General features: G+C 53.5%; 12 protein-coding genes. 8 read left to right on the top strand and 4 right to left on the bottom strand.

The annotated features are described in order from the left end of the window. Positions 1–52: 52 nt before the first annotated feature. A complete protein-coding gene (recQ, locus tag QMN38_RS22760; RefSeq protein ID WP_323606110.1) occupies positions 53–1,882 on the top strand; it encodes an ATP-dependent DNA helicase RecQ in 1,830 nt (609 codons plus the stop codon). A gap of 63 nt (positions 1,883–1,945) precedes the next feature. Further along, positions 1,946–2,566 carry a threonine export protein RhtC gene (rhtC, locus tag QMN38_RS22755; RefSeq protein ID WP_271441017.1) on the top strand — a complete coding sequence of 207 codons (621 nt, stop codon included), beginning with the start codon at positions 1,946–1,948 and terminating at the stop codon, positions 2,564–2,566. A gap of 38 nt (positions 2,567–2,604) precedes the next feature. On the opposite strand, the gene QMN38_RS22750 is transcribed toward rhtC, so the two are convergent. Together QMN38_RS22750 and rhtB are read right to left on the bottom strand one after the other, a co-directional pair. Beyond that, entirely contained in the window at positions 2,605–3,489 is an 885-nt protein-coding gene (locus QMN38_RS22750) for an Rpn family recombination-promoting nuclease/putative transposase (protein ID WP_271441018.1), read from the bottom strand. A gap of 162 nt (positions 3,490–3,651) precedes the next feature. Continuing rightward, entirely contained in the window at positions 3,652–4,272 is a 621-nt protein-coding gene (rhtB, locus tag QMN38_RS22745) for a homoserine/homoserine lactone efflux protein (RefSeq protein ID WP_202037304.1), read from the bottom strand. Between the two features lie 110 nt (positions 4,273–4,382). Between rhtB and pldB the strand changes: the two genes are divergently transcribed. From pldB to QMN38_RS22730, 3 genes are all read left to right on the top strand, one after another. Next, on the top strand, positions 4,383–5,399 hold the full coding sequence (pldB, locus tag QMN38_RS22740) for a lysophospholipase L2 (RefSeq protein ID WP_271441020.1): 1,017 nt from the start codon (positions 4,383–4,385) through the stop codon (positions 5,397–5,399). Between the two features lie 15 nt (positions 5,400–5,414). Then, positions 5,415–6,215 (top strand): sugar/pyridoxal phosphate phosphatase YigL, encoded by an 801-nt coding sequence (yigL, locus tag QMN38_RS22735; RefSeq protein ID WP_202037303.1) that lies wholly within the window; start codon positions 5,415–5,417, stop codon positions 6,213–6,215. Positions 6,216–6,295: 80 nt separating this feature from the next. Then, on the top strand, positions 6,296–7,195 hold the full coding sequence (locus tag QMN38_RS22730) for a carboxylate/amino acid/amine transporter (protein ID WP_271441021.1): 900 nt from the start codon (positions 6,296–6,298) through the stop codon (positions 7,193–7,195). On the opposite strand, the gene metR is transcribed toward QMN38_RS22730, so the two are convergent. Further along, the gene (gene metR / locus QMN38_RS22725) at positions 7,083–8,036 is read right to left on the bottom strand and encodes an HTH-type transcriptional regulator MetR (protein ID WP_202037301.1); all 954 of its coding nucleotides are present in this window, start codon (positions 8,034–8,036) and stop codon (positions 7,083–7,085) included. The two genes, QMN38_RS22730 and metR, sit on opposite strands and share 113 nt — an antisense overlap. Positions 8,037–8,271: 235 nt before the next feature. Between metR and metE the strand changes: the two genes are divergently transcribed. Then, positions 8,272–10,533, top strand: coding sequence for a 5-methyltetrahydropteroyltriglutamate--homocysteine S-methyltransferase (gene metE / locus QMN38_RS22720; protein WP_323606107.1), 2,262 nt, complete (start codon positions 8,272–8,274; stop codon positions 10,531–10,533). 77 nt (positions 10,534–10,610) lie between these two features. Here metE and QMN38_RS22715 read toward each other — a convergent pair whose 3' ends face one another. Beyond that, positions 10,611–11,417, bottom strand: coding sequence for a dienelactone hydrolase family protein (locus tag QMN38_RS22715; RefSeq protein WP_323606106.1), 807 nt, complete (start codon positions 11,415–11,417; stop codon positions 10,611–10,613). Positions 11,418–11,682: 265 nt separating this feature from the next. Here QMN38_RS22715 and udp point away from each other — a divergent pair, with 265 nt between their 5' ends. Continuing rightward, positions 11,683–12,444 (top strand): uridine phosphorylase, encoded by a 762-nt coding sequence (udp, locus tag QMN38_RS22710; RefSeq protein WP_006686084.1) that lies wholly within the window; start codon positions 11,683–11,685, stop codon positions 12,442–12,444. 158 nt (positions 12,445–12,602) lie between these two features. Then, a complete protein-coding gene (gene rmuC / locus QMN38_RS22705; protein ID WP_416348277.1) occupies positions 12,603–14,015 on the top strand; it encodes a DNA recombination protein RmuC in 1,413 nt (470 codons plus the stop codon). Positions 14,016–14,047: the final 32 nt, after the last annotated feature.

Here is a 14,047-nt window from a genome sequence, read left to right as displayed (position 1 = left end):
TCTCAGGCGCTGAAAATAGCGCCTGTTTTTCTTTAAGGCTAATGGGGTTAATGTGGCGCAGGCGGAAGTGTTGAATCTGGAAATGGGCGCTAAACAGGTTTTGCAGGAAACCTTTGGCTACCAACAGTTTCGCCCTGGTCAGGAAGAAATCATCGATACTGTGCTCTCTGGTCGCGACTGCCTGGTCGTCATGCCGACCGGTGGTGGTAAATCCCTGTGCTATCAAATCCCCGCATTATTGCTGAACGGACTCACCGTAGTTGTCTCGCCGCTTATTTCCCTGATGAAAGATCAGGTCGACCAATTATTAGCAAACGGTGTGGCGGCGGCGTGTCTGAACTCTACCCAAAGTCGTGAACAGCAGCTTGAGGTCATGGCTGGCTGTCGCAGCGGGCAAATTCGGTTGCTGTACATTGCGCCCGAACGTTTGATGCTGGATAACTTCCTCGAACATCTGGCGCACTGGAATCCGGTATTGCTGGCCGTTGATGAAGCACACTGCATCTCACAATGGGGGCACGATTTCCGCCCTGAATACGCCGCGTTGGGTCAATTGCGTCAGCGTTTCCCGACGCTGCCGTTCGTGGCGCTGACCGCGACTGCTGATGACACCACTCGCCTGGATATTGTGCGTCTGCTGGGGTTGAACGATCCGCTCATTCAGATCAGCAGTTTTGACCGGCCGAACATCCGCTACATGTTGATGGAGAAGTTTAAGCCGCTCGATCAGCTGATGCGCTATGTACAAGAACAGCGCGGCAAGTCCGGCATTATTTACTGTAACAGCCGCGCGAAGGTCGAAGACACCGCAGCGCGTCTGCAAAGTCGTGGCATCAGCGCGGGGGCCTATCATGCTGGACTGGAAAACAGTGTACGTGCCGAGGTGCAGGAAAAATTCCAACGCGATGACCTGCAAATTGTGGTGGCGACCGTAGCGTTCGGGATGGGAATCAACAAACCTAACGTACGCTTTGTGGTGCATTTTGATATCCCGCGTAACATCGAATCCTATTACCAGGAAACCGGTCGTGCCGGGCGCGATGGCCTGCCTGCGGAAGCGATGCTGTTTTACGATCCCGCTGATATGGCATGGTTACGGCGTTGCCTGGAAGAGAAACCAGCCGGGCAGTTACTGGATATTGAACGGCATAAACTCAATGCGATGGGAGCGTTTGCCGAGGCGCAAACCTGTCGTCGTCTGGTATTGCTGAATTATTTTGGTGAAGGGCGTCAGGAGCCGTGCGGCAACTGCGATATTTGTCTCGATCCGCCAAAACAGTACGATGGTTTAATGGATGCGCGTAAGGCGCTGTCGACAATCTACCGCGTCAACCAACGCTTTGGTATGGGGTATGTCGTGGAAGTCTTACGCGGAGCCAATAACCAACGTATTCGCGAGCTGGCTCATGACAAGCTGCCGGTCTATGGCATTGGTCGTGAACAGAGCCATGAACATTGGGTGAGTGTGATCCGCCAATTGATTCACCTTGGTCTGGTGACGCAGAATATTGCCCATCACTCTGCGTTACAGTTAACCGAAGCCGCACGACCGGTTCTGCGTGGCGAAATCTCGTTACAACTTGCCGTGCCGCGTATTGTGGCGCTGAAACCGCGTGCGATGCAGAAATCCTTCGGTGGCAACTACGACCGCAAGCTCTTCGCCAAATTGCGTAAGCAGCGTAAGGCGATTGCCGATGAAGAAAATATCCCGCCGTATGTGGTTTTCAACGATGCGACGCTGATAGAAATGGCCGAGCAGATGCCGGTTTCTCCGAGCGAAATGTTAAGCGTCAACGGCGTGGGCATGCGTAAACTTGAGCGTTTCGGCAAAGAGTTTATGGCGCTTATTCGTGCGCACGTTGATGGCGACGACGAAGAGTAGTCAGCCGGGCAAAAAAGTGCCAGGATGGTGACTCACTGAACTATTCCCCCGCGAGTCATTTTTATGTTAACGCTATTTTTCACCGTTGCGTTGGTGCATATCGTTGCACTGATGAGTCCCGGTCCCGATTTTTTCTTTGTCTCTCAAACGGCTGTGAGCCGTTCGCGTAAAGAAGCGATGATGGGTGTGCTGGGTATTACCTGTGGCGTCATGGTATGGGCTGGCGTGGCACTGCTCGGTTTACACCTGATTATCGAAAAAATGGCCTGGCTGCATACCATTATTATGGTCGGCGGGGGGCTGTATCTGTGTTGGATGGGCTACCAGATGCTGCGCGGCGCGTTTAAAAAGCAGAATGTTGCGACTCCAACACCACAGGTTGAACTGGCACAGAGCGGGCGCAGCTTTTTAAAAGGTCTGCTCACCAACCTGGCGAACCCTAAAGCCATTATCTACTTTGGCTCCGTGTTCTCATTGTTCGTTGGCGATAACGTAGGAACGGGCGCGCGCTGGGGGATCTTTGCCCTGATCATCGTGGAAACGCTGGCGTGGTTTACCGTCGTCGCCAGCCTGTTTGCGCTACCAAAAATGCGCCGCGGTTATCAGCGTCTGGCGAAGTGGATCGATGGATTCGCTGGCGCACTGTTTGCAGGTTTCGGCATTCACCTGATTATTTCGCGCTAAGTCGGTTATCCGCCTGGGGGACCCAGGCGGAATGCGATTTATTGCGCAAGTTTCTGTAACTCGTCCTTCGAAAGGCCGGTCATTTCCATAATTGCGTCGGTATCAAGACCTCGCTTGAGCATTGCTTTTGCTACATCAGTAAGGGCAAGGCGCCTCCCTTCTTCACGGCCTATCTGTTTTAGCTGATCCGCCATTGTCATCAGTTTGTCTCCATGCTGCGGCACACGCTGTGCCAGCTTATACAATAATGTCTGAACATCTTGTGTATTCCCTGCTTGCACCATGTAGTTTACCAGCACGGTTATTTGTTGTCCGCTCATCTTATTCAGCATAAACAGGCGGGTAAGTTTATCCAGCAGCTGCGCCATATCGCGCTGGCGAATATGTTTTTGTACTAATGTCAGCGCCGCCATACTGCGATGCTGCATAATCTCATCATCTGGAATAACCGTCACATCCACCAACGGAAACGGTGTGCTGTAAAGTTGAAGGGCGGTCGCTGAATCCTCAAAGTGATCCAACCAGTTCATTGAGCCTTGCCATGGACTTTGCTTGCCATGGTAAAAGAGCACTGGAATAACCAGCGGTAACGTGTCGTTTCCCGCCTCAAGATGACGTTGCATCGCTGCGATAGCGTAGCGCATCAGGCGAAATGACATGTGCTTGTCCGGTGAGCTTTGATGCTCAATGAGCACATGTACATAGCCATGCCCACTGGTGGTCTCCAGTGAGTAGAGAATATCGCTGAAATAGGGGCGCAGATCGTCCTCCACAAAGCTGCCTGATTCCAGACGGAGCGTTTCCAGCTTGCAGATTTTGATTAACGAGGGAGGAAGATGAAGTTCGATAAAGTCCCGCGCGGTTTCCACGCGGGAGAGGAAGGTCTTAAAGACTGCGTCATGTGGTGTTGTTGCTTCCGCCATCGTGCATCATCCGTGAGAAGTGAATATGGCGGCATTCTGGCATTAGCAATCAACGTCTAACAGTACAAAATTAAAGGCTTTTCTACCTTTGCGGCGAAGTACGAGAACTCATGTCCAAACGCTCTTACTGTTAGCATTTCATTGCGAGCGTCGTTCCATTTGCTAGGCATGCCTTGCTGACGCCAGCAGGGCACCTATCAGCATAAACAGTGAACCAAACACTTTGTTCAGCGCCTTCATTTGCTTTGGCCCCTTAATCCAGCCTGCAATGCGGGTGGCCAGCGTCGCGTAACCGATCATCACAATGATATCGACAACAATGGTGGTGATACCAAGCACCACATACTGCATGACCTGAGGTTCTTGCGGCATGATGAACTGTGGGAACAGGGCGGCAAGAAAAACAATGCTTTTAGGGTTGGTCAGGTTAACGAAAACCGCCCTTTTGAACAGGCGGCTGCGTGTTTGCGTGTTCGCCATGGTGTTCAGATCGATAGCGCCCGCTGCCCGCCATTGCTGAATACCCAACCAAATCAAATAGGCAGCTCCCGCCCACTTCAGTACTTCAAACGCGATGACTGAACGTGAGAACAGTGTCCCCAGCCCAACGCCAACCAGTACGATATGAATGGCAAGCCCGGTCTGCAAACCGGCAATAGAGGCGCTGGCGCCACGATAGCCATGGCTGATGGCGGTTGTCATGGTATTGATTGCGCCAGAGCCCGGAGACAAGCTCAAAATAATAGAGGTCAGCAGGTAGGCGAACCACCATTCAAAGGTCATGAGAAACTCCCGGATTGTCTATTTTTATGCCACAATACGCTACTGCCGTTGCGTTGTATCAGGCGCGGCGAAAAAAACGATTTTACTTGGTCAGCGAGGCTGGATACCCGATGTTTCAGCAGCAAAAAGACTGGGAAACAAGAGAAAACGCGTTTGCCGCTTTTTCCATGGGTCCACTGACAGATTTCTGGCAGCAACGGGAGGAAGCGGAGTTTACGGGTGTAGATGATGTACCCGTACATTTTGTTCGCTTTCGTGCCGAAAAAAACGATCGCGTCATCGTTGTCTGTCCTGGGCGCATTGAAAGCTATGTGAAATACGCTGAGCTGGCGTATGACCTGTTTCATTCTGGTTTTGACGTACTCATTATCGATCACCGTGGTCAGGGGCGTTCCGGGCGGATGTTATCGGACCCGCATCGTGGTCATGTCGATAACTTTAATGACTACGTCGATGATTTAGCCGCCTTCTGGCAGCAGGAAGTACAGCCTGGCCCGTGGCGAAAACGCTATATACTGGCGCATTCCATGGGCGGCGCGATTGCCACCTTGTTCCTGCAGCGCCATCCCAATCAATGTGATGCCATTGCGCTTTGTGCGCCCATGTTTGGTATCGTGATGCGTTTTCCCGACTGGATGGTGCGCCACATTCTTGACTGGGCTGAAGGGCATCCACGCATCCGTGAAGGCTATGCGATGGGGACCGGCCGCTGGCGGGCGCTGCCATTCGGTATGAATGCACTCACCCATAGTCGACAGCGCTATCGGCGTAACCTACGCTTTTACGCAGATGATCCGCGGTTACGTGTGGGTGGCCCTACCTATCACTGGGTGCGTGAAGGTATTCAGGCGGGCGAACAGGTTCTGGCCGGAGCGGGTGATGACGCAACGCCAGCGCTGCTTATTCAGGCCGAAGAAGAGCGTGTGGTGGATAACCGCATGCACGATCGTTTTTGTGAACTCCGCGCTGCAGCAGGCCATCCGGTAGAAGGAGGTCAGCCGCTTGTCATAAAAGGCGCGTACCATGAGATCCTTTTCGAAAAGGACGCAATGCGCTCAGTCGCGCTTAACGCCATTGTTGATTTTTTCAACAGGCATAACTCATCCAGCGGAACTCGCTTTTCCTAGAGGTTTAATTTTCTTATGTATCAGGTTGTTGCGTCTGATTTAGACGGTACGCTGCTTTCTCCCGACCATACTTTGTCCCCTTATGCCAAAGAGACGCTGAAACTTCTGACGGCTCGCGGTGTTCACTTCGTGTTTGCCACCGGTCGTCATCATGTTGATGTGGGGCAAATTCGCGATAACCTCGGCATTAAAACCTACATGATCACGTCCAACGGTGCCCGCGTGCACGATCCTGACGGAAATCTGGTGTTTTCCCACAACCTGGATCGCGACATTGCCAGCGATCTGTTTGGCGTTGTGAACGCCAACCCGGATATCGTGACGAATGTTTACCGCGATGATGAGTGGTTCATGAACCGCCACCGCCCGGAAGAAATGCGTTTCTTTAAAGAGGCGGTATTCAATTATTCACTGTTTGAACCTGCACTGCTGGAGCCGGAAGGCGTTAGCAAAGTGTTTTTCACCACCGATTCTCACGAAAGGTTGCTGCCGCTGGAACAGGCGATTAACGCCCGCTGGGGCGATCGCGTGAACGTCAGTTTCTCCACACTGACGTGCCTGGAAGTGATGGCAGGTGGCGTGTCGAAAGGCCATGCGCTGGAAGCTGTGGCGAAAGCGATGGGCTATAGCCTGAAGGACTGTATCGCCTTCGGCGACGGTATGAACGATGCGGAGATGCTCTCCATGGCAGGCAAAGGCTGTATCATGGGCAACGCGCATCAACGCCTGAAGGATCTGCATCCGGAACTGGACGTGATTGGCCTCAATGCCGATGATGCCGTGCCGCATTATCTGCGAGAGCTTTTTCTGCAGTAACGTTGTTGGTCGTTAGTTGACCAGTTGTCAACCTTGTTCTTCGCTACAATGGGTGTACCTTTTGTTAAGAGACATCCATTGTGGCGTTACTCATCATTACCACAATTCTGTGGGCCTTTTCCTTCAGCCTGTTTGGCGAGTACCTTGCCGGTCATGTCGATAGCTATTTTGCGGTGCTGGTGCGCGTTGGGCTGGCGGCTCTGGTGTTTTTACCGTTTTTGCGTACCCGTGGGCACAGCGTAAAAACAATCGCGCTGTATATGCTGGTGGGAGCCATGCAGCTTGGCATTATGTATATGCTGAGTTTTCACGCCTATCTGTATCTGACGGTTTCAGAGTTGCTGCTCTTTACCGTTCTGACACCATTGTACATTACGCTAATTTATGACCTGATGAGCGGGCGCCGTTTACGTTGGAGCTATGCGTTCAGCGCACTACTGGCGGTAATTGGCGCAGGGATTATCCGTTACGATCAGGTGACCAGCCACTTCTGGACCGGCCTGCTGCTGGTACAGCTTTCTAACATTAGCTTTGCCATCGGTATGGTGGGTTACAAACGCCTGATGGAAACGCGCCCGATGCCACAACACAACGCCTTTGCCTGGTTTTACATGGGCGCCTTTATGGTGGCGGTCGTGGCCTGGTTCATGCTGGGCAATGCGCAGAAAATGCCTGCAACCCCGCTACAGTGGGGAATTCTGGTGTTTCTTGGCGTGGCGGCGTCCGGCATTGGTTACTTTATGTGGAACTACGGCGCGACCCAGGTGGATGCCGGTACGTTGGGCATTATGAACAATATGCATGTGCCGGCGGGGCTGCTGGTCAATCTGGCTATCTGGCACCAACAACCGCACTGGCCAAGCTTTATCATTGGCGCGGCTGTGATAGTGGCTTCACTGTGGGTACATCGTAAGTGGGTCGTTCCGCACTCCGCACAAACGGCAGGTGGTCACAGGCGTGATTCCGCGCTGAACGAATAAACGCTTCTGTTACCGGCTGGCGCTGTTCTCCGTCGCGAACGGCGGCGTACAGTCGGCTCCACAACCCATCGCCCAGGGTTTTGGTTACCACCAGACCCTGGCGTTCAAAACTCTCTACTACCCAGTGCGGCAAAGCCGCGATACCCATTTTTGCGGCAACCATCTGAATCAGCAGCAGTGTGTTATCCACGCTCTTCAGCGATGGGCTAACGCCTGCGGGCTGCAGGAAATGCCGCCAGACATCCAACCGACTACGCTGCACCGGATAAATAAGCAGGGTTTCGCTGGCCAAATCTTCCGGCGTGATTTGCGTTTTGCTGGCCAGTGGATGGTCGGGGGCCAGGATCAGGCGTACTTCAAAATCGAACATCGGTGAGTAGTGCAATCCGCTGCGCGGCAGAATGTCGGATGTCATCACCAGATCCAGCTCATCCTGCTGTAGCGCCGGTTGCGGATCGAAGGTCACACCGGATTTAAAATCCATCTCCACCTGCGGCCAGTTGGCACGAAAATTCTCCAACGCGGGCGTCAGCCACTGAATGCAACTATGGCATTCGATAGCGATACGTAATCGGGTTTGCTGCGGTTCGTTGCATGCCTGCAGCGCGCGACCTATTTGCGGCAATACCTGGTTTGCCAACTGGAGCAGAATTTCACCCTGTGGCGTAAAACGCAAAGGCTGGCTCTTGCGGACAAAAAGCCGAAAGCCAAGGCGCTGCTCCAGATCGCTGAACTGGTGAGAAAGGGCGGATTGCGTCTGATGCAACGTGGCCGCTGCTGCTGCCAGAGAGCCACTGTTCCGCAACGCCTGGAGCGTTTTCAGGTGTTTAATCTCGATCATGAAAGTCCTTCACTTCGGCATGAACAAATTGCGCTTGAGGAATATACAGTAACTGGCAAATATGGATGTGTAAACATCTGGACGGCTAAAATCCTTCGTCTTTTAAATTTATGGTGCGTTGGCTGCGTTTCTCCACCCCGGTCTCTTACTTCAGTAAGCTCCCGGGGATGAACAAACTTGCCGCCTTCCCTAAATTCAAAATCCATAGGATTTACATATAATTAGAGGAAGAAAAATGACAATATTGAATCACACCCTCGGTTTTCCTCGCGTTGGCCTGCGTCGCGAGTTGAAAAAAGCGCAAGAAAGTTACTGGGCGGGTAATTCTTCCCGTGAAGATTTGCTGACCGTTGGCCGCGAGCTGCGTGCCCGCCACTGGGATCAGCAGAAACAGGCGGGTATAGACCTGCTGCCGGTGGGTGATTTTGCCTGGTACGATCACGTCCTGACCACCAGCCTGCTGCTCGGCAACGTCCCGGTTCGCCATCAAAATAAAGATGGCTCCGTCGATATCGATACCTTATTCCGTATTGGCCGTGGCCGTGCACCGACGGGTGAACCGGCGGCGGCGGCAGAAATGACCAAATGGTTTAATACCAACTATCACTACATGGTGCCGGAGTTCACCAAAGGTCAGCAGTTCAAACTGACCTGGACCCAACTGCTGGATGAAGTGGACGAAGCGCTGGCGCTCGGTCACAAGGTAAAACCCGTACTGCTTGGCCCGGTAACTTACCTCTGGCTGGGGAAAGTGAAGGGCGAACAGTTTGACCGCCTGAGCCTGCTCAACGACATTCTGCCGGTTTACCAGCAGGTGCTGGCTGAGCTGGCGAAACGCGGTATTGAGTGGGTGCAGATTGATGAACCTGCTCTGGTACTGGAACTGCCGCAAGTGTGGCTGAATGCCTTTAAACCGGCTTATGACGCCCTGCAGGGCCAGGTGAAGCTACTGCTGACCACTTATTTTGAGGGCGTGACCCCGAATCTGGACACCATTACCGTGCTGCCGGTGCAGGGTCTGCATGTTGACCTGGTCCATGGCAAAGATGATGTCGCCGAGCTGCACAAACGTCTGCCTGCCGACTGGCTGCTGTCAGCGGGTCTGGTAAATGGTCGTAACGTCTGGCGCGCCGATCTCAGCGAAAAATACGCGCAAATTAAAGATATCGTCGGGAAACGCTCGCTGTGGGTGGCTTCTTCATGTTCTCTGCTGCACAGCCCAATTGACCTGAGTGTTGAAACCCGCCTGGATGCCGAAGTGAAGAGTTGGTTTGCCTTCGCGCTGCAAAAATGCGGTGAGCTGGCGCTACTGCGTGATGCGCTGAACAGCGGCGATACCACGGCGCTGGTTGAATGGAGCGCACCGATTCAGGCGCGTCGCCACTCCACCCGTGTACACAACGCCGCTGTGGAAAAACGTCTGGCGGCGATCACCGCCCAGGACAGCCAACGCGCCAACGCTTACCCGGTTCGCGCCGAGGCGCAACGTGCCCGCTTTAATCTGCCAGCATGGCCGACCACCACTATCGGCTCATTCCCGCAAACCACGGAGATTCGCGGTCTGCGCCTGGACTTCAAAAAGGGCAACCTGGATGCAGGCAACTACCGTACAGGGATCGCAGAACATATCAAACAGGCGATTGTTGAGCAGGAACGTCTGGGCCTCGACGTACTGGTACACGGTGAAGCTGAACGTAACGACATGGTCGAATACTTTGGCGAACATCTGGACGGCTTCGTCTTTACCCAGAATGGTTGGGTGCAGAGCTACGGCTCTCGCTGCGTGAAACCGCCGGTGGTGATTGGCGACGTCAGCCGCCCGGAAGCGATTACCGTTGAGTGGGCTAAATACGCGCAGTCGCTGACTGACAAACCGGTTAAAGGCATGCTGACGGGTCCGGTGACCATTCTTTGCTGGTCGTTCCCGCGTGAAGATGTGACCCGTGAAACGATCGCGAAACAGATTGCGTTGGCGCTGCGTGATGAAGTGGCAGATCTGGAAGCGGCGGGTATCGGTATTATTCAGATTGATGAACCTGCACTGCGTGAAGGCCTGCCGCTGCGTCGCAGTGACTGGGCGGCATATCTGGAATGGGGCGTTGAAGCCTTCCGCATCAACGCTGCGGTGGCGAGGGATGAAACTCAGATCCACACCCATATGTGTTACTGCGAGTTTAACGACATCATGGATTCCATTGCTGCGCTGGATGCGGACGTGATCACCATTGAAACCTCGCGTTCCGACATGGAGTTACTGGAGTCGTTTGAAGAGTTTGATTACCCGAACGAAATCGGGCCGGGCGTCTATGATATTCACTCACCCAACGTCCCGAGCGTGGAGTGGATTGAGGCCCTGCTGAAGAAAGCGGAACAGCGTATTCCGGCTGAGCGTCTGTGGGTGAACCCGGACTGTGGCCTGAAAACGCGCGGTTGGCCGGAAACTCGGGCAGCGCTGGCTAACATGGTCAAAGCTGCGCAGAATCTGCGTCAGGCTTAACGCAACGTAGGCCCGGTCAGCGAAGCCGCTCCGGGCAATAGGTCGGGTAGCGGCTTTGCCTTACCCGACCGACTCGATTATCTCTTCTCACCGTATTGCGCAAACCACTCCAGCATTCTCTGCCAGCCATCCTTCGCGGACTCTTCGTGATAGCTCGGGCGATAATCGGCATTAAACGCATGGCCAGCATCGGGATAGACGACGATTTCCGCTTTAGCATTGGCGGCACGCAGTGCCTGACGCATGGTTTCCACGCTGTCCTGTGGAATACTGGTATCCTGGCCGCCATACAGTCCCAACACGGGAGCGTTCAGATCGGTGGCAATATCGACAGGGTGTTTGGGGGAGTTCAGCGTTTTATCGCCAACCAATTTGCCATACCACGCCACCGCCGCTTTTAGCTGTGGATTGTGTGCGGCATACAGCCAGGTAATACGTCCACCCCAGCAAAAACCCGTCATCATTAATTGATGCACATCGCCGCCGTTGCGGGAGGCCCAACTGGCAACATGATCCAGATCCGCCAGGACCTGTGAGTCGGGAACTTTTGCCACCAGGCCGCTTAGAAGCGTCGGGATATCGGCAAAGTCACTGGGATCGCCCTCGCGAAAATAGAGCTCGGGTGCGATAGCCAGATAACCTTCCAGCGCCAGTCGACGGCAAACATCACGAATGTGCTCATGAAGACCAAAAATTTCCTGCACGACAATGACGACGGGCAGCGGGCCATCGGTCTGTTGCGGTCGTGCGTGATACGCAGGCATATCATCGCCTTGTGATGGAATTGATGTCACTCCGGCGATAATCGCGTTATCCGGGGTGTGAACCGTCGTGGACGACGGTGGGGATACAGCAGGTGCAAAACCAGATTGTCGTGTTGTCATGGTATTCTCCGTACCCTTAAATATTGTACAAAATAGCGCATTGTTAACTATAGACACATGCAACGAACCACATTGCCTCAAACGGTCTATCTTTTGTGCAAGGCTTCCTTACATTGCGCCATTAATGTGATGGTCATCACCATTTCACGGTAAATCAATGCAATTGATTTGCGTCATAGTGATGGCTGTCACGAAAAGATGTTTATGCCTTCGGTAAAGTGTGTTTTTGCTTCTTCTGACAAAACCGATTCACAGAGGAGTTTTTATGTCTAAGTCTGATGTTTTTCATCTCGGCCTCACTAAGAACGATTTACAAGGGGCCCAGCTCGCTATCGTCCCTGGCGACCCGGAGCGTGTGGAAAAGATCGCCGCGCTGATGGATAAGCCGGTCAAGCTGGCATCTCATCGCGAGTTCACTACCTGGCGTGCTGAACTGGATGGTAAAGCCGTGATCGTTTGCTCTACCGGTATCGGCGGCCCGTCCACCTCCATCGCCGTAGAAGAACTGGCGCAATTGGGCATCCGTACCTTCCTGCGTATCGGTACGACTGGCGCTATTCAGCCGCATATCAACGTGGGTGATGTACTGGTAACTACCGCATCTGTCCGTCTGGACGGTGCGAGCCTGCACTTTGCACCAATGGAATTCCCGGCTGTTGCAGACTTCGAGTGCACCACCGCGTTGGTGGAAGCGGCAAAATCTATCGGTGCGACCACCCACGTAGGCGTTACCGCGTCTTCAGACACCTTCTACCCGGGCCAGGAGCGTTATGACACCTTCTCTGGCCGCGTAGTGAGCCGTTTCAAAGGCTCTATGGAAGAGTGGCAGTCGATGGGCGTCATGAACTATGAAATGGAATCTGCGACGCTGCTGACCATGTGCGCAAGCCAGGGTCTGCGTGCAGGTATGGTTGCTGGCGTTATCGTCAACCGTACTCAGCAAGAGATCCCGAATGCAGAAACGATGAAGCAAACGGAAAGCCACGCGGTGAAAATCGTGGTAGAAGCCGCACGCCGTTTACTGTAATTCTCCCTTCTTTGCTAAAAGGCCGACGTGTTCGGCCTTTTTATTTTGCGTAGCACCTCGCAGGAAATTCCTTTTAAACTGGACGTTTATACAGCACAATTCTATTTTGTGCGGGTAAGTCGTTGCTGTAAGGGGGCGTTGTGGATATTTCAATTTTGATGAGTGCCGTGCTGGCATTAGCTGCAGGGCTGCTGGTGGGCTGGCTGGCGACAAAGGCGCGCGCCGATCAGATCCGCGCAGACCTCATCGAAGAACGACGAGAACTGGATATTGCCCTCAGTGCAGCCCGGCAACAGCTCTCGCAGGAAGCCCACTGGCGCGACGAATGCGAACTGCTGAATAACGAACTCCGCAGCCTGCAGAGTATCAATACCTCACTGGAGGCCGATCTCCGGGAAGTCACCACCCGTCTGGAAGCAACGCAGCAGCATGCGGAAGATAAAATTCGCCAGATGATCAACAGCGAACAGCGCCTGAGCGAACAGTTTGAGAATCTGGCGAACCGCATTTTTGAGCACAGTAACCGTCGGGTAGATGAGCAAAATCGCCAAAGCCTGAACAGCCTGCTTACACCATTACGCGAACAGTTGGACGGTTTTCGCCGCCAGGTTCAGGATAGCTTTGGTAAAGAGGCGCAAGAACGCCATACCCTGGCACACGAAATCCGTAATCTCCAGCAACTGAACGCGCAGATGGCGCAGGAAGCCGTTAACCTGACACGTGCGTTGAAAGGTGATAACAAAACACAGGGAAACTGGGGAGAGGTGGTACTTACGCGGGTACTTGAAGCTTCTGGCCTGCGGGAAGGCTATGAATACGAAACCCAGGTTAGCATCGAGAATGATACGCGCTCACGGATGCAACCGGACGTTATTGTCCGGCTACCGCAAGGTAAAGACGTGGTGATTGACGCTAAAATGACGCTGGTTGCCTATGAGCGCTATTTTAATGCAGAAGATGAATACACCCGGGAGGGGGCGCTGCAGGAGCATATCGCCTCCGTGCGAAATCATATTCGTCTGCTGGGTCGTAAAGATTATCAACAGCTTCCAGGGCTGCGTACGCTGGACTATGTGCTGATGTTTATCCCCGTCGAACCTGCTTTCCTGCTGGCGCTGGACAGACAGCCCGAACTGATTACCGAAGCGCTTAAAAATAACATTATGCTGGTCAGCCCCACGACGTTGTTGGTGGCATTACGTACGATCGCTAACCTGTGGCGCTATGAGCATCAAAGCCGCAACGCGCAACAAATTGCGGATCGGGCCAGTAAACTTTATGACAAGATGCGCCTGTTTGTGGATGATATGTCGGCAATCGGCCAAAGCCTGGACAAAGCCCAGGATAACTACCGACAGGCAATGAAGAAGCTCTCTTCGGGGCGTGGAAATGTCTTATCACAGGCGGAAGCCTTCCGCGGCTTAGGCGTGGAAATTAAGCGTGAGATTAATCCTGAGTTGGCTGAACATGCCACGAGTCAGGATGAAGAGTACCGTTTGCGCTCGGTCTCCGAGGCGCAACAAGAAGAGACATACGCCGATAATGCGGCGGTAAATCAGCAATCGAGCTAGCCCATTTGGGGTAGTTGAACCCGGCAGAAGGG

Source organism: Citrobacter sp. R-1.5.2, from assembly GCF_035064245.1.
In the GTDB taxonomy this organism is placed as follows: domain Bacteria; phylum Pseudomonadota; class Gammaproteobacteria; order Enterobacterales; family Enterobacteriaceae; genus Citrobacter.
This window is presented reverse-complemented; position numbering and strand designations above follow the sequence as displayed.

Coding starts and splice junctions, on each gene's coding strand:
- rhtB (WP_202037304.1), bottom strand. CDS start 4,272: ATGACCTTTGAATGGTGGTTCGCCTACCTGCTGACCTCTATTATTTTG.
- udp (WP_006686084.1), top strand. CDS start 11,683: ATGTCTAAGTCTGATGTTTTTCATCTCGGCCTCACTAAGAACGATTTA.
- pldB (WP_271441020.1), top strand. CDS start 4,383: ATGTTTCAGCAGCAAAAAGACTGGGAAACAAGAGAAAACGCGTTTGCC.
- yigL (WP_202037303.1), top strand. CDS start 5,415: ATGTATCAGGTTGTTGCGTCTGATTTAGACGGTACGCTGCTTTCTCCC.
- rhtC (WP_271441017.1), top strand. CDS start 1,946: ATGTTAACGCTATTTTTCACCGTTGCGTTGGTGCATATCGTTGCACTG.
- metE (WP_323606107.1), top strand. CDS start 8,272: ATGACAATATTGAATCACACCCTCGGTTTTCCTCGCGTTGGCCTGCGT.
- QMN38_RS22715 (WP_323606106.1), bottom strand. CDS start 11,417: ATGACAACACGACAATCTGGTTTTGCACCTGCTGTATCCCCACCGTCG.
- metR (WP_202037301.1), bottom strand. CDS start 8,036: ATGATCGAGATTAAACACCTGAAAACGCTCCAGGCGTTGCGGAACAGT.
- QMN38_RS22750 (WP_271441018.1), bottom strand. CDS start 3,489: ATGGCGGAAGCAACAACACCACATGACGCAGTCTTTAAGACCTTCCTC.
- rmuC (WP_416348277.1), top strand. CDS start 12,603: ATGAGTGCCGTGCTGGCATTAGCTGCAGGGCTGCTGGTGGGCTGGCTG.